The following is an 18847-nucleotide window of genomic DNA, read 5'->3' on the forward strand; positions in this document are numbered from 1 at the left end:
GTTACATGCCGTACATGGTCTCCACGTACTTGAGGCCGCGAATCACGGCCTGAGTCGTGTCCTCACTCTTGGCCTCATGGATGTGGATCTCGTAGCGAGACCCGAGAAGGTCACGGGTTTCCCCGTTGTTGTAGACCCGCTCACCGCCACGGAAATTGATCAACTCCGGACCCTTCTCGCCCACGAGAGCAAGGCCGGGAGACGCATAGTTCGTTCCGGTCCAGTAGCCCTTCGGAGGCTTCGACGGGTCGGCCTGCTGCACGCGACTGATGTCGCCGTAACGGGCCTTGATGTAGTTGATCGCCGCAGCAATATTCGCCACAGGATCGAAGATGTCCCACGAGGTACCGGCCTGGTGGTACGCCTTGAATGTGGGGGGAATTACCTGCATCAACCCGCGAGAAGCGTTGCCGGCCTTGGCGTTCGAGTCCCAGTTGTTGACCGCCCGAGCATTTCCACCAGACTCACGACGAATGATCGTCGCAATACCCTCGGCCCACTTCGAACCCGAGACACCAGTCAGGCCCATCGCCTTCGCGATGGCCTTGCCGATCTCCCCGTCAACACCCCCACCGAGCGTCCCCGAGAACTTCGGGACCGATCCCGGCCAGGGATTCAGAACCGGACCGACAGCCGTGGTCGCACCGCCCGTAGGACGGAGTGCCGCGGTAGCCGACTTCCAGTAACCGCGCTGACGGCGAAGCGAGTTGGACTCGTTGCCGCCAATGGTTTCGTCAGCACCGGTCTTGATGTTGATGTGACCGTTGCCCCGGTACGTCATCAGGTCGCCGGGCTGCGACTGCGAAACGGGAACATGCCGCATTGCGGCGTTCCAGGTGGCCACTGCCGGCCAGCGATTCTGCGGAGCACCCTTCGGGGAATTTCCGTACGCCTGATTGGCACCGGCCTTATCCACGACGTACGAGACAAAGTCCGCACACCAGGCTTCGCCGTTACCCAGGTTGTACTTCGAGCCGCCCACCATCGGGGCTTCCTTCTGGAACTCCTCAATGGCCTTCTTGACGACCGCACCGCCTCCACCGGAGGTGTGCTTGTCAACCCACGAAGTCCACTTCTGGAGCCAGGGCTGCGCCTTCTCGAAGCCCGCGGAGTTGAGCCCACCCGCGACCCCGAAGCGCCGCGAAACGGTGTCGAGCATCGGCTTGACGACCGACTTCCAGCCCGCCTTGAAAGCGCTGGTGTAGCCGTCGTAGTCGTCGTCCTTGTGCTTCTTCACCCAGTCCGAGCCAGAAGCCCCAGACCAGGACTGCTGACCGACGACCCCGCCGTTGGCGTAGACGTGGCCGCCCTTACGGGCCTGCTCGTTCCAGCGCAGGATCGTTTCCGCACCAAGGGCGCGAACGACCTCGGGACGAAGGATTCCCTCGCCCTTCGAGAGCATCGCGGGAACGGTGTCTACGCCCGGCTGATAGCCGGGCACGATGCCACCAGCAGCGAAGTGCACCGCGTCGAGCGGGGCCTTCGTGCCGGCCAGCTTGGCCATCGCGGACATCATCGAGACCGCGCCACGGTTGTACGGCCCGGCGACCGTGCTCCTCGTGGAGCTGTCCACGTAGGACATGGCCGACCGCCACACCTCACGGATGCGGCTGGAGCTGGTCTCGAAGAACCGTTTCGTCTGGTCGAGGTTCGAGCGAAGCCGCGTGAACGAGCTGCTGACGTTCGACACCGACGAAGAGACCTGCGACGCCACGTTGGCCCAGGTGGACCGGTTGGTGTTCTGAAAGTTCCGCTCGGCCTGCGTGAGCGGGCCCTGAAGGTGCTGAACCCAGCGCTGCTGGGCGGGCCTGATCCCGCTGTCCACCGAGGTGCGAACCTTGGCGGTCACCTGGTCCCAGTCGGCTGAGGCCGACGTGCGATGAGCCCGTACAGCCTTCGTCAGCGAATCGAGGGCGGCTCGGACCTTCGCTACCGCCTCCTCGTACGCCTTCGCGTCAGGGACCGGAGTCTCACACTCCAACTTTGAGCCCGCAGAAAGGGTGCCGGACTTCGCCTTGGAGTTGAGCTGATTCACCATCGCGTACCCGAGATGGCGAGCAGCCTCCGGACGGAGCACGGCTTCACCGGGTGAAAGGACCGCAGGTACGCTATCGTTTCCAGGGGAGTATCCGGGAACAATTCCGCCGTCAGCAAAGGCGAATAGGCCCTCGGTGTTCGGCATCAGCTCGCGCACTCGACCAATGAAGTTGTCGAAAACTTCCTTGGCGTACTCAGAAGGATTCGACCAGATCTCCTGCATGAGGCGGACCATTTCGCGGACCTGATCAACCATCCCCTGGAACATGTCCTTCACGGAGCTGATCGCTCCCTCGAAGAAGCCCTTCGGGTCGGAGATCGCATCCTTCAGAGCACCAAGGATTTCCGTACCGGCATCCCAGATATTAGTGACGAGATCCTTCAAGATCGACGGTAGCGACTTAACCATGTCGGCCATGAACCGGCCGCCACGCTGAAGGATATTTCCGTCGCCCTTCCACACGTCATCCCAGAAGAGTTGACCTGCGGTCGGAGCCAAGGCGCCTGCGACGATACCGATGAGATTTCCGATACCGGTAGGAGCCTTCGTCAGGAACGACGGCACCCGCTCAAGAACGAATTCCTTCATCTTGCCGAACCGGTTGTTCACCAGTCGGCCAGCACCATCACCACCAGCCTGGGCACCCCACTGCCGTACGGCGCTTCCGGTCGCACCACCAATCCCGCGGCCCGCCGAAGCCATACTGATACCACTAGTGAACGCCCCAATCCCGGGGCCGACGTTCACGATGTCGTACAGCTCTTCCAGAACGGAAAGAGGCCACTTACCAGACTTCGAGGAGCCCTTGCCCGCCTTCCCCTTCGCATGGCGAGAGATATGGCCTCGGGCCGCAGCAGAGTTCCACGAGTTGATAGTGTCCGAACCCAGCGCGTTCGCAACCTCGGGGCGAAGAATGGCCTCCCCCGGAGAGAGAAGCGCATGGTAGTTATCAACGCCGGGCGCATAGCCGGGAACGATCCCGCCAAGGGCGTGCTTGCTCGGGCCAGGCTTGCGATGCTTCCCGTTCCCGGCCCCGCCAAAGCCAGTAAGACCGTTGACCGCGATCAGTTTGCCCTCAAGAGTGCCGGCCTTGTCTCCGGCCTTGTCGAGAGCATCCTTCAGGGTGCGGACCTTGCCGGTGATCGAGCCGAGGCCGCGACCGTTGACGTCCTTGATCTTGCTGTTGAGGTCCTTTGCCTGGTTGTGCGACCCGCTGATTGCGGGCGTCAGAGAGCCAGAGAACTTGCTCTTGATCGACCCCAGGGAACGGCCGTTGAGGTCCTTCACCTCCGAGGAGACGGACCGGACACCACGCTTGGCCGTGTCTGACTTGTCCTTGAGGTACTGGACCTGCTGACGGACCATGCCGAGCTTGCCGTCGTTGAGGTTGTTCATTGCCTGGCGGACCTGCTTGACGTGCCGCTCCGCGGACTCCGCCTTCTCCTTGAGAGCGACGAGACGCTGACCAAGCTCACTGACCTTGCCCTGGTTCAACTCCCGCACCGAAAGGCGGGCCTGGTCGATCTCACGGTCCACGCTGCTTGCACGGCCACGGACGGACGTGCCGCCCTCGCCGCCTAGTTCGGAGGCGAGCTGGGTCAGCCGCTCACGGTTCAGGTTGTGGATGCGATTCTGAATCTCCTGGATCTTGCGATCCACTTCCTTCAGCGCACGCTCGGCCTCATCGGTCTGCACCGTGAGGCGGGTCGAGCGAGAGTCCCGGCCTGTCATCCGGTCTCGGCCCCGCTGGAAAACGCTCCGGTCATCGCCGCCGTGGAGGTCGGCCCGGCGCTGCCGGTACGCCTCACGGAAGTTGCCCTGACCGGCACCCACACCGGAGAGGAACTGGTTCGCCGTGCGGAAGCCGCCTCGAATGCCCTTGGAGAGGCCGGCACCCAGCTTGATGAGCGGGGAGAACGCCTTGCCTACCTTGCCGAAGGTCTTCGTCAGAAGCCCGAGCGCGATGGCTGCCGGCCCGACGACCGCAGCGAGCTTGACCACCTTCGCAACGAGATCCTTCAGCCATGGGTGATCGTCGAGGAACCCTTGAGTTTCCTCGAAGCCGGTGATCAGCAGGTTGATAGCCCGGACCAGGTTCCCAGACAGACTCCCGGAAAGCTTCTGGAAGTCCGGGTCTTCGACCAGCTCTCCAAGACGGTCAGCGAGCTTGTGAGTGTTCTGGCCAAGCTCAGTCCACTCGAACTTTCCTGTGTCCTCGTTGAATTGACCGAACAACTTGCCCAGGTTCAATTGGGCTTGTTCCTTGACAGCGGTGAAGTGTCCACCGATGGAGCCAGTGCCGAGTGTTTCCGCTGAGCCCTTCACGCCAGGAGCACTCTGGTACGCCTTGATGAACTTGTCGAAAAACTCGCGCGAGTTCACCCCGCCCTTGGGGTCCTGCACTTCCTTGAGGAAGTCAGGTCCGCCCTTGTAACCGGCAATCTTTCCGATCTCGTTCATGGGAATGCCGGTTCCGCGAACGAACTGACGGAGGTACCGGGTAGACAGCTTGCCCTGGTCCATCATCATGTCGGCGGCCAACATGCCGCCCTTGACCTTCTCCGGATTCGTGACACCGAAGGACGCGGCATAGTCCGCAATGCCCTTGATCAGAAGCTCAGACTTCTGAAGGGACTTGGAAGTCGAGTTGCCGTAGCTCTCGAAGTTGCGAGCAACCTGCGAGAACTTGTCGGTCATGTCCTCCAGGGAGAAAGGTGTGTTGACGGCAAAGTCCTGAATGGACTGGATACCCTTGGAGACTTCCTTCTGGTTGAAGCCAGCGCGGTTCAAACCCTCCGACGAGTAGAACTGCATGTCGGCAGACGTGGCGCCGATCTTTGTTGCGTACCCGGCCGCTGCCATCAACGGCAGCACGAGGTTTTGAGTGATCGAGCGCCCAACCTGCTCAAGGTTCTGGCCGAAGGTCTCGGAGGTCTGGGCAAACGAGTGCCAGTACCCCGAGGCAGTCTTCATGATCGACGTGTGTTCACGGTCGAACCGAGAGATCGCAGAACGGTTGGCACGGACCGTGTCTGCGTAGGCGGAACGCTGCTCCTGGAGGGCGCGTATCTCACTACGCCATCCCTCGACCCGCAGGGCGGCATTGGCGCGGTCGAGGGCGGCCTGCTGCCGACGCTCGGACGCAGCCAGGCGCTCAGCCTCACGAAGCTGCTGCTGTGCAAGACGCTCCGCAGCGAGGTCCTTCTGCCGCTCCGCGGATACCTGGCGCTGGACCTGCCGAACCTCCCGCAGTTCCGCAGCCTCGACGCGGCGTATCGCCGCCGTCTCACGCTTCTCTGCGGCCTTCGCCTCCCGACGTTCCCGCTCCTGGGCACGCTCCTCGTCACGGATGCGCTTGTTCTCGGTCCGGGCCTCGGCCGCGACCTGACGCTGCACCTGGCGGACCTCGCGGAGGGCAGCAGTCTCCTCTCGCTTGAGGGCCGCTACCTCACGCCGCTCCTCGGCCTTCGACTCTCGGTGTGCCCTGGCCTTGTCCCGCTGTGCGGCGCCGTACGCCTTCACGTCGTTGCGGTAGGAGCGAAGCATTTCCTGAGCACGAGAGCGGTTGGCCCGCTCCTCTTCGCGGGCGATGCGAGCCCGCTCCGTGGCCGCCTGGCGGTCGGACTTGACCACCTCCGAGATCGCCTTGCGGGTGGCCTTGGAGGTGTTCTGCTCAAGCTGCTCCCGCTGCTTGGCCAGATTGCGGAAGGTACGGAATCGCTGCCCGGCCTCCTCCCCGTGGAAGCGGGTGAGGCTCCTCTCGATCTGGCGGAGCTTGTTGGAGGTGTCGGTGGCCGACTTCTCCGTCTGCTTGCCGGCCTGCTTGGCTGCCTTCGAGCTGGCTGCCGCAATCTGACTCAAGCTGCGAGTCAGTTCGTTCTTGAACTTGGTCAATCCAGCCTTTGAAAGCTCCGGGTTAATGTCGATATACCCGGAGCCAACCTTGACCGGTGCCCTCCCTCGTGTAGCCATACGGCCTCCTAGAACTTGCCGAAATTGGTGAAGAAGTCAGCCACTTCAGCACCAGAGGCAAGAGCGACAGAAGGCGCGGGCTCCTCAGCGACCTGGCCCGGTCGGGGAAGTGGCTTCGGAGGTTCAAAGTCGTCATCCTCATCAGAGGAATTGGCCTTGATGAACAGGTAGTTCGACAGCTCAAGGCCGTCAGAGATACGAGCCAGAATGTGATTTGTCTCCGACCAGGTTGCAGTCTCGTCCACCGCGGAGAGCAGAGTGGACTCGCCCATCTTCTTGTAGAGGGCCTGGAGGAGAACGTGTACTCGGCGGAGCGAGAGCCGCCCGCGCCACAGGTCCAAGAGGTCAACGTCGAAGTGCTGAAGCAGATCAGCTTCAAGCTCGTCGCTGTACTCCTCAATGACGCGGACGGTTCGGATTAGTTTCCCGGCTCACCGAACCCGGCAGCGTCAGTGACCAGCTCAAGGAACTCGTTGAAGTCGCGGATACGGCACTTCAGGCCCTTGTACTTGGTCCACTGCTCCTCGCCCAGGATGGCTCGGGTGATGGCGCGCTCTCCGCCGCCCTCCTCGATCACGTCAAGTACCTCGTCGGAGAGGTCCATCGGAGCCGGAATCGTGAACTCGACCCCCTTGAACTCGAACGTGGTCGGGGTGTCCTCGGCCTCCGCCTTCTTGGCGGAAGCGGTCTTCTTCGCAGCGGTAGCAGCCATGTTGAACTCCAAAGTGGGAAAGGGCGGGGTAGATGAGAGAGGCGGGGATTTCTCCCTCCCCGCCACGGGGATCAATTCAGTTGGGGGAGTGCGTTTCGGGCTCTGCCGAAAGAGTCCGGGTAGTCACCTCAGCCGAAGGGGAGTCCTCGTAACCATCGGCCTTCGCCACAACCCTGAAGGTGTAGTTGGTCTCCGCGGTGAGGCCCTGGACAACGGCGGAGGGCTGCTTCCGGGTCGTCTTCTCCTGGCCGTACGAAATCTCGTATTCGGTAGCCCCGGTCACGGCAGACCACCCCAGCGAAACCGAAGTCTCAGCTGGCGTGGCCTTCAGACCGGCCGGGGCCTCTAGAAAGAACCCTGCTTGGCCTCAACCGTGAGCTTGTCAACGGCGACGACCTTCTCTGCGGCACCGGCCTTCACCGAGACCGCGTACTCCGAGCTAACCGGAGCGTCGGTAGCGACGGTGACCGGGATAGTGAAGGTGCCGTCCTCGCCCACCGGCTTCGTAGTGGAGGTGAACTTCTCGCCGCTCGGGGAAACGGTGACCGTCGCGGTCTCGCCCTTCGGGAAGCCCTTGCCAACCACGTCGAAGTGGCCGTCCTGAGCAACGGTGTTCGGGGCGAGAGTGACCTCGGCCGGCACGGTGATCGGGTCGTCCATCACCTTGTCGTCGGTAAGGACATACCCCAGCGAGCCGGAGTGGTCGAGTGCGTCAATCGTCAGCTCGAAGCGACCGCTTTCCGCCCGCTGGAGCTGGATGGCACCACGGTCCGAAATCATTGCGCGGCCGATGACGCAGCGGTACCGGACCGGCTGACCGTCAACGGTCTGCGACCAGTCCACGACGATGGCCAGCTCGCTCAGGTCCGGCGTGGACTTGAGGTCGAGGCGCCACACGCCCTCGATGACCGAACCGTCAGCCTCCCGCGCCTGCACCCACTTGGCGCCGAAGAACAGCTCGGTCGTGAGCTGATTGGTTTCCATGAGAGTGGCCTTGAGCTGGAACGAGGCCGACTTCACGTTGTAGAGGCAGTGTTGTTACTCCGCCTGTAGGCGGGGCCAGGTCATTTCTGCCTGACTCTTACGGTTTTCCATCCCGCAAGCTCGGACTGTATCTTCCGCTCCAGTGCAAGCACACCTAAACGCCTAAGTGCTTACCCTACAGGAGTGGCTTCGCGTGCAGTCTCTACGGAGTCCCAAGCGTGGGTTCCCTCGGTATTCCCCATGCAACAGGTGGGGTTCACCGATACAGCGAAGTTGTTCACCTAGCCATCACTGACTAGGGCGGCCCGTGCTTATGCGTTGACCGGAACTGCGCTCTGCCAAACATTCACCGGGTCGGTCTCGATGGACGGCGTGATAGTCACGCCGCCCTCGTCTACATAACCGAGAGCGCGGAACACGTCGGTGACACCAATCGGCTCACAGTCACGGGGCAGCTCTGTGACAGAACTCGCTTCCGCAACGTAGATCTCGCCCTGCGGGGCGAAGCGAATCTTCTTCGCGTTGCCGGAGTTACCGGTCTGATCAGCCATAAGGGCCTCCTGAATCTGGGCATGAAAAAAGCCCCCATGGCAGGGGGCGAGAGCGAGTTAGAGACTCACACTCCAACTTCGCGACGAAAAAGAAGGAAGGCTAAGCCTCCGTAATGAAGATGGTGACCTCACCGAGATACGTGTGCTCACGGGAGGTTGAATCGGGGAAGTACCGAGGAGAGATCCCCTCGGCCACATCGAGGACCAGGGCGTCACCGACAACCCGTCCCGGCATGTCCTCAAGCAGGTACTCGCGCACCGCGTACGCCAGCTCGGCCGCCTCCTGGCGGTCCTCCGCGTACACCTGGTAGGTCACGTCCGCTCGGTCCATGCAGCCCCGGATCACACGGAACCCACCCGCGTGCTCCAGGTAGATCGTGGTCTGCGTCGGCTCCCGGCCAGCCAGGTCACCGGTCACGGCGTCGGCCAGTTCCTTCTTGCCCTTCAGGAAGTGATGGGCGACTGCTACCGGATCAATCCTCATGACTGCCTCGCCTTCAGCAGGGCGTTCTTGAGGACGTGGCGGCCGGCGTGGCGCCTACCGCCCTTGTCTCGCCAGCCGAACTCGATCAGGAGCGGGTGGCGGTCCGCCAACACCGCAGCGTGGACAACCCCATCCACCTCGAAGGCCGCAACCGACAGGGAGCGGGCGTACATGTTCCACGAGCCCTTCGAGTTCTTCGGGGCATCGTTTCGGGCTGTGGCCGCGATCTCGGATGCCTTCTGGGAGAGCAGCTTGGCTGTCACGTGCGTGGACATCGCCTTGTGCAGGGCCGCTTCGTTCAGTACGACTCGTGCCTTCACCATTAGTGCTCCACCCGCCAAGCTCGAACTCGGACATGGCGGATAGAGCCGTAGCCCCAGTTCATCGGGACGCCATCAACCTCGTAGAGGTGCTTGGCGAACTGAACGCGGTCCGCGGAATCGACCTCGGTCCCAAACGGGAGGTAGATCATCACGCGCTCCTGCGCGGTCTCACGCTCCGGAGACCGGACCTCGAAGGATCGATCAGGCTGGACGTTCGCCCGACCCTTGTAGACCACATCGGCGGCCGACCAGTCCCGCTTCCTGCCGTAGGCCGTGTCCACGAACCCGGTCCGCAGGATCAGCACGGAGTCAAGGAAGAGGTTCTTCATCTTCCCCCCTCGACAATCACCGCATCCCATTTAGGCTGATCAATCGCCAGGGGGATCGAGGAGAGCTTCTTCCGGTAACGCTTCAGAGATGCCCGAGCGGCAGGAGAAAGGGACTGCGTCGTAGCCGAGGTGCCGAACTCCACCTGGATGTCTCCAACCTTCTCGGAGACGATTCCGGGCTGCACTGCAAGCCATCGAATGACCTCGGCACAGACCACGGCCTTCGTGCCTGCCGACTCCCGAAAGCCGCTCCCGCAGTAGTCCAGAACCAAGGCGGAGGCGTCCTCGATGAACGCCTCCACCCTCGGTCGCTCAACGTCCTCGATCTTGCGCCCGAGGCGGACCTCAACGTCATCAACAGTGACGAACATGTCTCACACTCCAACCTTGGGGCAAAAAAGAGAGATAGCTACTTGGTGGGGCTGGTCGCGATGACCTTCCGGTTGGCCTCGTCCGCCTTGACGTTGTGGTCCTTGACGGCCTGCTCGACACCGGTCGCGATGAGAAGCTGCTCAGGCCGGATGACCTTGGCGTCGTAGATGACGCGGGACTTGATGGCGTCCGTGAAGGACTTCTCGGGCTTGTACGCCTCCATCTGCGCGAACGGGATCACCAGGGAGGTAGCCGCGGTCGAGCCCATGAACATGTCCACGGTCTTGAAGGCGTCGTGGCGACGGCCCTTCACAAGGCCATCCTTTGCAGGAGCCGCGGTGCCCAGGGTGTTGGAGACGCGGACCGGGATGCCCAGGATGGAGCCGATGACGCCGGACGGCATGACCGCGCCGCCACCGAAGTGGGAGGCGTCGATGAACTTCGGGTCGCGCAGGAGCAGGGACCGCAGGCGCGGGGAGATGAACAGGAAGCGGCCCTCGGGAGCGTTCTTCAGGTCAAGGTTCTCAAGCATCGCGACGACGTAGTCATACGCCCCGATGTACTCGGTCTCGCGGGCGCCGATCTTGTCATAGGCGATGGTGTCGATCTTGCCGTGCAGATCGGCCAGCGACTTGAAGTCCGCGGGGATCGTCTCGACGCCGTTGGCGTCCTTACCGGCCGCAGCAGCGAGAAGGGTCTGAGCGAGAACCTTGTCGATGGTGACGGCGGCCTGGCGGCCACGCTGGCGAACCAGCTCGGACATGAGGTCGATGCCGCCCTTGGTCTGGAGCTGGTGAAGGGCATCCACCTCAAGGTGGAAGCTCGAACCCTTGCCGACCGTCATGGGGATGTACTCAAGGGCTGCGTGGTCCTTCTCGCCGATGTCCCCGTACGCCTTGACCAGGCCGCGGTCCTCAACGGTGTCCACGAAGTGGGGGATGCGGATGCGGTCGCCCTCGCGCCGGAACTCACCCTCATAGTTCCGGTTGGTGATCTCCGCAGAACCGAGGATCAGACTGTCCTCAAGGTCCTGGAGAAGCTGTGCAGTCCACAGCTCGGGAATGAACTGACCCGGCGTGGCCTGGAGGGAGCCGGCACCGGTGTTGTTACCGGCCTGGTTGGTGAAGCCGGGGTTGAACGAAGGAGTAGCCATGTGTTACCTCATTTGGGCATAAAAAAAGGCCCCGAAGGGCCCAGTTTTTAGATTTCGCCTCGCATAAGGGCATCACACTTGCCCGCCTGACGGGCCTCGTTGATCTCCCTAGGAGACATGCGGGAAAGGTCCTCGCGGGTGAGCTGGCCGGCGGCCGGGCTCCCCTGACGACCGAGGCCGATGTTCTGCGAGTAGGAAGGGGCAGAACCCGGCTTAGGAAGAGACGAGACGAACGTCTCGATGCGGGCAGAGTCGGGGTTCCCTGACTCGTCCAGGAACGAGCCCAAGTTCAGGAACTCGGCGCCAGGAAGGGGCACTCCGGCCGCAGAGGAAGCGGCACGCAGCTCGGCATTCACGAGCTTGTTTCCAACCTCGGAGAGGGTCGCGTTTCGCGCCTCCACCCGAGCGGCCTCGATTGCCTTCTCGGTGTCAGTCATCTGGGACTGGCGGAAGCCGTCAAGCTCCTGGGAAGCGCTCTTGAAGCGCTCCTCGTTCTTGCGGCTCATCGCCTTCCACTTGTCGATCTCAGCCTGAAGTGCAGCCACGTCGGGTGCCTGACCCTCCGGGGCCGGGCCCTGATCGGCAGCGGTCTGGTCGTTCTTGATCTCGTCCATGTGAACCATCCGTTTCGGATCGCCCGAAGTCTCACACCCCAACTTCAAGGCAAAAAAGAGAGCCCCCGTTTCGGGAGCGTCGGTAAGGGTTGTGCTACTTCTCGAACCGCTGCCGGTTCGCGTTGCCCGAGTTGCCTTGAGGCGGCTTGCGAGCGTCCTTCGCGGACTTGGCCTTGATGTCGGCCTGGTCTACGGCCAGCTTCGAGTCGGCACCCTGCTTGGCAAGCGCAAGCTCCTGCTGCTGTGCCTGCGTCTGGTACTTGTCGGCCCGTTCCATTTCGGTCTTGGCCTCTTCCTCAAGGAGCTGGTCAAAGCGAGCGATCTGTGAGGGCGTGTAGCCCGCGTCCTGCCAGAGCTGCTGCTTCGGCACGTTGAGCTGCTGAAGCTTCAGCAAGGCGTCGATGTGCTGTGCCTCGGTGCGGTTCTCCGGGTCACGCCAGATGACCTCCGCGGCCTCGTACTCCTCCTGGAGCTGGCCGCCGTTCTCGACGGCGATAGCCAACCTGATGACCTGCTCCCACGCCTCACCGAAGTGGAGCATCCGCTCCCTGGTCTTCGAGACCAGACCGGCTTCCGCAGAGGTGATCGCGTCGCCGGACGGAGGCTGGCCGCCCTTGAGCATGTAATGGAATGGGACCCTCGCGACCGAGGCCATGTGCATGGTCAGCATGTCCACGAGGTCCACGTAGTTGCTGAGGTCAGCGGCGGCGAACTGGCCGAAGGAGGCGGCCGGGTCCTCGGCCTGGAGGAGCTTGTCCACCGCGACCTTGAACGGCTCGATGGGGTTGCCGTTCTCGTCCTCCTGGATCTCCAGGCCCGTCACGTAGCGCTGGGGCCAGGCGGCGTACTCCGACGCCACCAGGGAGTCAGCGACCGTCTTGTTGATCGCGTCCTGGAGGGGGATGACCGTAGCGAGATCCGACATCGGCTCGCCCACGAGCCGGGAACGGTTTTGGATCGGAACTACCGGAGGCCGGCCCAGGGGGTTCGGCTCTGTCCGGTCGATCGAATACCCGCCGATCTTCCAGTCGCCCGTGTAGACCTTGTCCTTCCACCACAGGGTGCAGAACTGGCGGCCCCAGTCGTCCACGTAGAACTTGCCCGCCGCCTCGATCTCGTGGCGGGAGCCGGGCTTGTACTGGATGGCAACGTGCTCGGCGGACTCGATGGAGATGACCGCCTTGCCCTCCTCGTCGCCCCACACCACTGCGTAGGACGCGCCCTGGATCATCGCGTCCAGGTGTGCCGAGTTGGACTCCGAGTCGAGCCGGTTCCGCTGCCAGATCTCGCGAGCAATCTTGTCCTCGGTCGGCTCCTCCGAGAGTCGGAAGCCGTCGATGAACATCCGCTCGTTCACCGAGTCGATGATCAGACCGCAAAAGTTATCGTTCCACCGCTCAAAGATGTGAGCGAATTCGGTCCGATACTTGGTCTGAGCGAAAAGCATCTTCTGATGCTTGCCGTCGTAATACTCGCCGTAGCGCTTGTAGTTCCCGGATCGAGAGGCGAGCTTCGAGGACAGGTAGTCCATCCACATCTGTGGAGTGGACGGCGGCGACATCACGCCTTCTTCGCCTACTGGTTTGTCCAGAGCAGCAACCATCTAGGCCCCTTTCTGCGGGGCCTTGCTCAGAACCCGACTACGCGCCTTCGCTTGATTTGAAGACGACCGTCAGCGATGGCATCGGCTCGGGCTTCAAGCGCGAGTACACCAGCGACCGCGAGGTCAATCTTTCGTTTGGATCGAGGCGAGTCTTTTACGATCAGATCGCCTTGAGGTACTTCCTTCACAACGGCATTGAGGACATGCCGAGTTAGCTCTGTCTCACCACAGTGGGAGATGTCTCCGACGAGTACCGCCGTGCGGAACCGTTCGACTGCTTGAACCATGCGCGTCGGCTTGTTGGTCCAGAACTCGAATACGTAATCGTCGCCCCACTCGACCGCCCAGCGGCCGATGTTCTCTTGCCACCACGGCGGGTCCGCGTACATCCACTCCACGCAGTACGTCTCGAAGGCCCGCTTCACCGTGGCCTCGACCGAAAGCACATCAACTTCCCAGTCGTCCCGCGCGTGTTCCGGCCTGAGCCACTGCCCGAGAGTGAACAGCTTCGCGTCCCGAAGGCGGATACCCACCAAAGCTGTGCCGTCTCCGCGGACACTTCCATCGAAGCCGACGGCTATCTGCTCGCCGGGCTTAATCGGGTCGTCCGCAGGATCGGCCTCGCAGGCATCCCACTCGGCCTTCGACATCCAACCGTCGCTGCTCTCAGCGATCTGGTTGAAGAAGAAGCGGCAGTACGTCGAATCGGGGGTGGTGCGGTCGTAGAGGATCGTCTTCGTCAGGCCCTCGATGTCCGCCCAGTGAGCGTCCCCGTACGCCTCGCGCAGAGCCGCGGCGACCTTCTCTTCGTCCCGGATACTCTCAAGCTCAATCGAGCCCTCAAGACAGTCGTAGAGCCAGAAGCCTTGAGTCACCATGTCGGACTCGTGGATCTGCTGAGCCACCGAGTCTTCATTTGGGTTGTAAGCGTTGGTGGTGGTCACCCACCGAGAACCGGCCTTCGTCGTCTTCTCGATGTTTCGCTTCAGCGTCTGGTAGAAGTCCGGGCCTCCGTTGCTGCCCACCCAGTGGTGGACCTCATCCATCAGAACGAAGGTCGGTCGATTACCCTCCGCCGTTCGACCAGCAGTCGCCTTCGGCTTGATGCTCCCCGGCTTTCCAGACTTGAACTGAACCGTGGACTTCGTGATCTCAAGCCCGAACTCCTTCTCGGCAGGAGACTCGGAGAGGAGGCCGCGGATGAACTCCATGGTCTGTTCGGTCTGGTCGAGCGCCGTAGCGCCGATCTGCACAACAGGCAGCGGGACGCGCTTCCCGACTGGAAGGCCGAAAGCATCGAAGTGGCTGAACCGTGCAGGTCCAAGGAACTCCGTAACGGCCAGAGCAGCGAGCAGAGGCGTCTTGCCCCACCCCTTGGCCCGCCGCAGCGTGCCGGCTGCGTACTTCCAAGTCCCATCGGGGTTGATGGCGTAGAACCAGAGAACGAAGCGAAGCTGCTCCTGAGTGAACTGCCAGGGCTCTCCAGCGCGGTCACCATCGGGGGTGACGACGTACTTCTGAGCCCACCGGATGATCTGGTAACCAAGGGTCTCGCTCGGTGCCGGAACGCCCTTCGGGAGGTTGCCAGTCTGCATTGGCAACACCCCCTAGGTTCAGGGGAGAACTGCTCTCAACCCTCACTCAGGAGCTTGTAAAGCTCCGCGTCCATATCCGTTTCCGAAGCCGTCTCAGGCTTCTTGGCCTCGGCCTCAACCTGCTTGTCGAAGCTCATCCGGAGTCTGGCCCTGTCCTCCGTGGTCGCACCCCACCGGCCAACCCGCTGACGGATCTCACCGGCCAACTTCGTGTCACCCTGGTAAAAGAGGTCCACGAGCTTCGTCGTCAGCTCCAGCTCGGCCCAGTCGGTCTCCAACCAGCCCTCGGTCTGCGGCGCCTTCGCCCACGTCTTCCAGAACCTCTTCGCGGCCCCCGTGGAGATCCCCAGGGCCTTCGGCAGTTCCCGGCCGGCCCCTGCCGTACCGGAGAGCTTCTGCTCGCCCAGGGCGTGTGTGGTGTTCCGTCGTACCGAGTTCGGATTCGGGGCAGGCCCGCGTCGAGTCGCCACGCTCACCACCCCCGCACAACGCTGGAGTCCACCCCGTAGAGTTCACCCAGCTCCTCAAGCTCTTTCACGGCGTCCTGGTGCCACTGGCGCTTCGCCGCGGCCTTAGACGGACGGAGGTGGCGCTTGAGGGCCTGCGCCTGGTCGTACTCGTCAGCCCAGGCGTCCCACGGGTTGGGGTCGTGCATCATCACTCCATGAATGAACTAACCGCCGCTCATCAGGAGCGACGGTCTTCGTGGTAGGTCTTGAGGGCGTGGCACTTGCCGCACAGCACCCAGAGGTTGTCCAGCTCCCAGGAGCCGCCTCGGCTCACTGGCACGATGTGATCGACCTGGAGGTTTTCCCTGGTGCCGCAGCGCTGGCAGGTGAACCGGTCGCGGGCGAGCACCTTGGCCCGTCGAGAGGACCAGTCGCCGGGGCGAGAAAGGTTCCGGGCCGACTTGCGGTCCCAGCCCTTGCGTACGATCTTGTGCGTCTCGCAGCGGCCGTTGAAGACAGTCACGGAAGTGCAGCCGACAGTCATGCATATGCTCTTAGCTCGGGGCATCGTGGCTCCTTCCGTGACTTGGTGAATCGACAGGGACTCGAACCCTGATCTGCCTCCCGGACGGGGAGGAGTGCGCGCCCACACCGCGATTCCGGCCGGTAGCGATCCGGCCTTCACCGGACAGGGGGATCAGCCCAGACCGGTCGAATGAAGGCCCCGGAGGATTCTGATCTGGCTCCGGGGCCTGTCACCTTCATGGATCTCAACTGGAATGAATCAACAGGAGATCTACAAGAAGGGATCAATCTCCATGGCCACCTGAAAGGCCATGGAAGTAGCTCTCACTCTCTACTCTTAGAGGGAAGAAGTAGATCTAAGCAGTTCTTTACTCTTTAGCTCTTCACTCTATGCGTCGGTGAGTGCTGACCTCGCATCTCTCGGTCACACTCCAAAGTGTGACGAGTGACACGCTGTGATAGGGTTGGAGTGTGACATGCCCCTCAAGGTTGGGGTGCGACACAACTATGCGCGCCGCTCAGGCGTCTGGCGCTGTTAGAGTTGTGATTAAGAACTCCAGTACTCACGAGAGGTGATCGTCCGATGGATCGGATTTTGCCCGACCTCAGCACTCTGGTCCGCCTATCGCAGCGGGGGCTGTCAGATGCTGAGATCGGGAGGAGATATGGAACTTCAGGGCAAGCCGTAAACAAGGCTCTCGTCCTGGGCGAGTACCGTCGGACCACTACGGTCAAGCTCGTGAACGAGCTGATCCCCTGGGATGTGAAGACCACCAAGGGTGTCGCCCAGGCCGGGGAGACGAGTCACCACAACACCTATCCGTGCAAGCTGCTGCGTGCTTACATGCGCACTCGTTTGGGCGATGAGACGATCACGGCATCCAATCGGACCGACGCTTCACGCTTTGAGGCTCGACTCAGGCAAAAGAAGTTGGTGCTCGACTACGACCGTGAGAAGGGTTTCTCCTATGAGCCTCGCACTAAGGAGGACAAGAACTTTGTCCTCCGGTGGCCGGCTGACGTTCCGCTTCCGGACAGTGAAGAACATCTTCGTGCCGTCACTCTTGATGACTGAGAAGATGTCACGAAATGCAAAAATTCCCCCCACGCTATGAAGCGCAGGGGGAATTTTTGTGCCCTTAACCAGTGAACGAGGTGATGATGCTCCGTTCATATTCCGAGAGGCGGCGAGGTCGTTTAGCAGCCGAGTCGTATCCGACCATTAGCGTACGAGCCGAGACGTAAATTTCCTCGCCATCCTTGATCTCACAACAGATCGTAAACGAGGCACCCTTCATGTCCGTAATCCAAGCCTCTACTGTGACCGGTTCTTCTCGGTATACGAGCGGGCGCGCAAACTTGATCGTTTGCTCGGAGACAACAAAGTTGGAGGAGAGGCGTTCGGCGGGGTCATCCGGGACGATCTGGGAGAACATGCGGAACCGCGTTTCTTCCAGGTATGTCGCGTAGACGGCGTTATTCATGTGGCCGTTGGCATCCATGTCCGACCAGCGCAGGGCGCACATGTTGGTGTAGCGGGGCATTGTGTGGGTTCCTTCAGGCGATGGGCGGAGTGTTGAAGCCGTCCATGTCGTCGGGCCAGGTCATGAGGACGAGGCGCAAGTTGGGGTGTGCGCTGGGAATGAAGACCTGGGACATGCAGTCAATCGGCTCATTGCGGAAATAGGGCAGCCGTAGGCGGTAGTGGTGACCATCGCGGTTGGCCACAACGGAAGGTTCCTCGTCCCAGAGAGCTTTGACCACAGAGTCTTCCAGCGCCTCGATGAGGAGATGAGCAATAGGGGTCTCGTATCCACGCTTGGCGATCTCCAGGCGGATCATTGCGAGAAACACGCGGACGTGGTTCTCCCACCCTTCGTAAACACCGCGGGCCTCGGGGTAGAGCAAGACATACCGCATTAGGTTGGCGTTCGGGTCGTGGACCCAAGGGCACCAATCAGACATGGCTTTGTTGAAAGCGACGATGCCCCAGTTCTCGTCTGATATGTAAGCGGGGCGACGTCCCTGCTGTTCGAGAATCCATGACATAGGTCGGAGGCGGACATCGTCGTCGTTGAGCGTGACATTCAGCGGCGCGGGGACTCCCATCGTCAGGAGAAAGAGCGTCATGCGCTCCGAGTCGCCGAGGCCGAGGCTCTCCGCGATGGCAAGGAGCGTCGCCGTCTCGTATTTGACCGGCATGCCGGCCTCGAACATTCGATACCACCGGTCGCTCTTGCCGCTGGCTTGCTGGACTTTGGCCTGTGGCAAAGGGCCATTCAGCCCTAGCTCTTGGCCGCGGGCAGCGCGCCATGCCTTGAGGTATCGCGTCAGGTTTGACGCCACCACGAGATCAGACACGCCAGCACGATGGACCCGATCCTCGCTCAACCCTGGCACCTTCCGTTTGCTCCGTATGGGAACCGTATGTCCCCTCCCATTAACCAGACACTAGTTCGACACGAAGAGTTCAGGGACTTTAGTCCCGAGGAGTAGGGTCGAAAGACCCGGCATTACTTACCGGTAGGAAACTGCCGCTCGAATCCTGCTATACCTGCCTCAATCGAGCGGGGGGAATCGTTCCGGATGTCCGCGTCGGGCATGGACATGCCGCGCGGGGGGTGCACAGGGGGACGGGGGAGTGGTCGCGGCGGAGGCGATCGCCTTTGCAGCTCACTAGCGGGTCACGTTCGATGCATTGTGGCAAGCGTCGCAGTTGGAGTGTGAGACTTTGAGTTTAATGTCGTGTAAGGTCATTCAAGGTACGGGAACTGCGGCCGAGAGAGCTGGGAACGTGTTGTTTGAAGCCTTCAAGGATCTGGTGGTTAGCGAGCTTGCAAGTGAGATTCTGAAGGTAGCTGTTCCTGGATCGAAGTGCGTCAGGCGCATTGTCACCGGGGCCATGTCGATCGCTGTCATTCCAAGTAAGGGCAGTGGTGTCTACACCCACATAGTGATTGGGGACACCATGTCGGAAGAAGAAGTCGAATGCATCAAGGACTTGGAGAAAGAAATGGGGTACAAGTTGACTGAAGGAATGGTCGTCTTCCATGACCGGGTCGGGGAACCTCACCCGCAGATGGAAGGCTCCTCCGAGTTCGTTCAGGTGGAGGTCTACTCGGGGGGCGTCTCCCAGTGAGCGA

Annotated in this window: 21 protein-coding genes and 1 tRNA gene; 2 read left to right on the top strand and 20 right to left on the bottom strand. The window is 61.7% G+C overall.

Annotated features, from left to right (window positions below; translation table 11 throughout):
* Window position 1 precedes the first annotated feature (1 nt).
* From AB0O76_RS40615 to AB0O76_RS40700, 18 genes are all read right to left on the bottom strand, one after another.
* A complete protein-coding gene (locus AB0O76_RS40615) occupies window positions 2-6010 on the bottom strand; it encodes a transglycosylase SLT domain-containing protein (protein ID WP_365502170.1) in 6009 nt (2002 codons plus the stop codon).
* 8 nt (window positions 6011-6018) lie between these two features.
* Entirely contained in the window at window positions 6019-6351 is a 333-nt protein-coding gene (locus tag AB0O76_RS40620; protein ID WP_365502172.1) for a hypothetical protein, read from the bottom strand.
* 77 nt (window positions 6352-6428) lie between these two features.
* Entirely contained in the window at window positions 6429-6722 is a 294-nt protein-coding gene (locus AB0O76_RS40625) for a hypothetical protein (RefSeq protein ID WP_365502174.1), read from the bottom strand.
* Window positions 6723-6798: 76 nt separating this feature from the next.
* On the bottom strand, window positions 6799-7053 hold the full coding sequence (locus tag AB0O76_RS40630; protein WP_365502268.1) for a fibronectin type III domain-containing protein: 255 nt from the start codon (window positions 7051-7053) through the stop codon (window positions 6799-6801).
* 14 nt (window positions 7054-7067) lie between these two features.
* Window positions 7068-7742 (bottom strand): hypothetical protein, encoded by a 675-nt coding sequence (locus AB0O76_RS40635; RefSeq protein WP_365502175.1) that lies wholly within the window; start codon window positions 7740-7742, stop codon window positions 7068-7070.
* Window positions 7743-8017: 275 nt separating this feature from the next.
* A complete protein-coding gene (locus AB0O76_RS40640; RefSeq protein ID WP_365502177.1) occupies window positions 8018-8257 on the bottom strand; it encodes a hypothetical protein in 240 nt (79 codons plus the stop codon).
* Window positions 8258-8357: 100 nt separating this feature from the next.
* Window positions 8358-8741 carry a hypothetical protein gene (locus AB0O76_RS40645; RefSeq protein ID WP_365502179.1) on the bottom strand — a complete coding sequence of 128 codons (384 nt, stop codon included), beginning with the start codon at window positions 8739-8741 and terminating at the stop codon, window positions 8358-8360.
* Window positions 8738-9064, bottom strand: a complete 327-nt coding sequence (locus AB0O76_RS40650) for a hypothetical protein (RefSeq protein WP_365502181.1) — start codon at window positions 9062-9064, stop codon at window positions 8738-8740. Before AB0O76_RS40650 ends, AB0O76_RS40645 begins: the two co-directional genes overlap by 4 nt.
* Window positions 9064-9393 (bottom strand): hypothetical protein, encoded by a 330-nt coding sequence (locus AB0O76_RS40655; protein ID WP_365502183.1) that lies wholly within the window; start codon window positions 9391-9393, stop codon window positions 9064-9066. Before AB0O76_RS40655 ends, AB0O76_RS40650 begins: the two co-directional genes overlap by 1 nt.
* Window positions 9390-9764, bottom strand: coding sequence for a hypothetical protein (locus AB0O76_RS40660; protein ID WP_365502185.1), 375 nt, complete (start codon window positions 9762-9764; stop codon window positions 9390-9392). The genes AB0O76_RS40655 and AB0O76_RS40660 overlap by 4 nt, the downstream gene beginning before the upstream one ends.
* A 38-nt stretch (window positions 9765-9802) precedes the next feature.
* Window positions 9803-10918, bottom strand: coding sequence for a hypothetical protein (locus AB0O76_RS40665; protein WP_365502187.1), 1116 nt, complete (start codon window positions 10916-10918; stop codon window positions 9803-9805).
* A gap of 47 nt (window positions 10919-10965) precedes the next feature.
* Complete coding sequence (locus tag AB0O76_RS40670; RefSeq protein ID WP_365502189.1) at window positions 10966-11532, bottom strand: hypothetical protein; 567 nt, start codon at window positions 11530-11532, stop codon at window positions 10966-10968.
* Window positions 11533-11626: 94 nt separating this feature from the next.
* The gene (locus tag AB0O76_RS40675; protein ID WP_365502191.1) at window positions 11627-13135 is read right to left on the bottom strand and encodes a phage portal protein; all 1509 of its coding nucleotides are present in this window, start codon (window positions 13133-13135) and stop codon (window positions 11627-11629) included.
* 26 nt (window positions 13136-13161) lie between these two features.
* Window positions 13162-14730 carry a hypothetical protein gene (locus tag AB0O76_RS40680; protein ID WP_365502193.1) on the bottom strand — a complete coding sequence of 523 codons (1569 nt, stop codon included), beginning with the start codon at window positions 14728-14730 and terminating at the stop codon, window positions 13162-13164.
* Between the two features lie 35 nt (window positions 14731-14765).
* Window positions 14766-15200 carry a hypothetical protein gene (locus AB0O76_RS40685; protein WP_365502194.1) on the bottom strand — a complete coding sequence of 145 codons (435 nt, stop codon included), beginning with the start codon at window positions 15198-15200 and terminating at the stop codon, window positions 14766-14768.
* A gap of 2 nt (window positions 15201-15202) precedes the next feature.
* Complete coding sequence (locus tag AB0O76_RS40690; RefSeq protein WP_365502196.1) at window positions 15203-15385, bottom strand: hypothetical protein; 183 nt, start codon at window positions 15383-15385, stop codon at window positions 15203-15205.
* 32 nt (window positions 15386-15417) lie between these two features.
* Window positions 15418-15702, bottom strand: a complete 285-nt coding sequence (locus AB0O76_RS40695) for an HNH endonuclease (protein ID WP_365502198.1) — start codon at window positions 15700-15702, stop codon at window positions 15418-15420.
* Between the two features lie 64 nt (window positions 15703-15766).
* Window positions 15767-15839: transfer RNA gene (locus AB0O76_RS40700), tRNA-Asp, on the bottom strand.
* Window positions 15840-16443: 604 nt separating this feature from the next.
* On the opposite strand from AB0O76_RS40700, the gene AB0O76_RS40705 reads away from it, so the two are divergent.
* A complete protein-coding gene (locus AB0O76_RS40705; protein WP_365502200.1) occupies window positions 16444-16779 on the top strand; it encodes a hypothetical protein in 336 nt (111 codons plus the stop codon).
* Window positions 16780-16843: 64 nt separating this feature from the next.
* Here the strand turns inward: AB0O76_RS40705 and AB0O76_RS40710 are convergent, their stop codons facing one another.
* Entirely contained in the window at window positions 16844-17248 is a 405-nt protein-coding gene (locus AB0O76_RS40710) for a thioesterase family protein (protein ID WP_365502202.1), read from the bottom strand.
* A 13-nt stretch (window positions 17249-17261) separates the two neighbouring features.
* Window positions 17262-18065, bottom strand: coding sequence for a hypothetical protein (locus AB0O76_RS40715; RefSeq protein WP_365502204.1), 804 nt, complete (start codon window positions 18063-18065; stop codon window positions 17262-17264).
* A gap of 379 nt (window positions 18066-18444) precedes the next feature.
* Here AB0O76_RS40715 and AB0O76_RS40720 point away from each other — a divergent pair, with 379 nt between their 5' ends.
* Entirely contained in the window at window positions 18445-18843 is a 399-nt protein-coding gene (locus AB0O76_RS40720; RefSeq protein ID WP_365502206.1) for a hypothetical protein, read from the top strand.
* Window positions 18844-18847 lie beyond the last annotated feature (4 nt).

The sequence above is a fragment of the Streptomyces sp. NPDC086554 genome (assembly GCF_040686095.1).
Classification (GTDB): domain Bacteria; phylum Actinomycetota; class Actinomycetes; order Streptomycetales; family Streptomycetaceae; genus Streptomyces.

Bases quoted from the DNA above. Each gene is read 5' to 3' on its own strand.
- AB0O76_RS40615 (WP_365502170.1), bottom strand. From the start codon at position 6,010: ATGGCTACACGAGGGAGGGCACCGGTCAAGGTTGGCTCCGGGTATATC.
- AB0O76_RS40625 (WP_365502174.1), bottom strand. From the start codon at position 6,722: ATGGCTGCTACCGCTGCGAAGAAGACCGCTTCCGCCAAGAAGGCGGAG.
- AB0O76_RS40640 (WP_365502177.1), bottom strand. From the start codon at position 8,257: ATGGCTGATCAGACCGGTAACTCCGGCAACGCGAAGAAGATTCGCTTC.
- AB0O76_RS40645 (WP_365502179.1), bottom strand. From the start codon at position 8,741: ATGAGGATTGATCCGGTAGCAGTCGCCCATCACTTCCTGAAGGGCAAG.
- AB0O76_RS40650 (WP_365502181.1), bottom strand. From the start codon at position 9,064: ATGGTGAAGGCACGAGTCGTACTGAACGAAGCGGCCCTGCACAAGGCG.
- AB0O76_RS40655 (WP_365502183.1), bottom strand. From the start codon at position 9,393: ATGAAGAACCTCTTCCTTGACTCCGTGCTGATCCTGCGGACCGGGTTC.
- AB0O76_RS40660 (WP_365502185.1), bottom strand. From the start codon at position 9,764: ATGTTCGTCACTGTTGATGACGTTGAGGTCCGCCTCGGGCGCAAGATC.
- AB0O76_RS40665 (WP_365502187.1), bottom strand. From the start codon at position 10,918: ATGGCTACTCCTTCGTTCAACCCCGGCTTCACCAACCAGGCCGGTAAC.
- AB0O76_RS40670 (WP_365502189.1), bottom strand. From the start codon at position 11,532: ATGGACGAGATCAAGAACGACCAGACCGCTGCCGATCAGGGCCCGGCC.
- AB0O76_RS40675 (WP_365502191.1), bottom strand. From the start codon at position 13,135: ATGGTTGCTGCTCTGGACAAACCAGTAGGCGAAGAAGGCGTGATGTCG.
- AB0O76_RS40680 (WP_365502193.1), bottom strand. From the start codon at position 14,730: ATGCAGACTGGCAACCTCCCGAAGGGCGTTCCGGCACCGAGCGAGACC.
- AB0O76_RS40690 (WP_365502196.1), bottom strand. From the start codon at position 15,385: ATGCACGACCCCAACCCGTGGGACGCCTGGGCTGACGAGTACGACCAG.
- AB0O76_RS40710 (WP_365502202.1), bottom strand. From the start codon at position 17,248: ATGCCCCGCTACACCAACATGTGCGCCCTGCGCTGGTCGGACATGGAT.
- AB0O76_RS40720 (WP_365502206.1), top strand. From the start codon at position 18,445: ATGTCGTGTAAGGTCATTCAAGGTACGGGAACTGCGGCCGAGAGAGCT.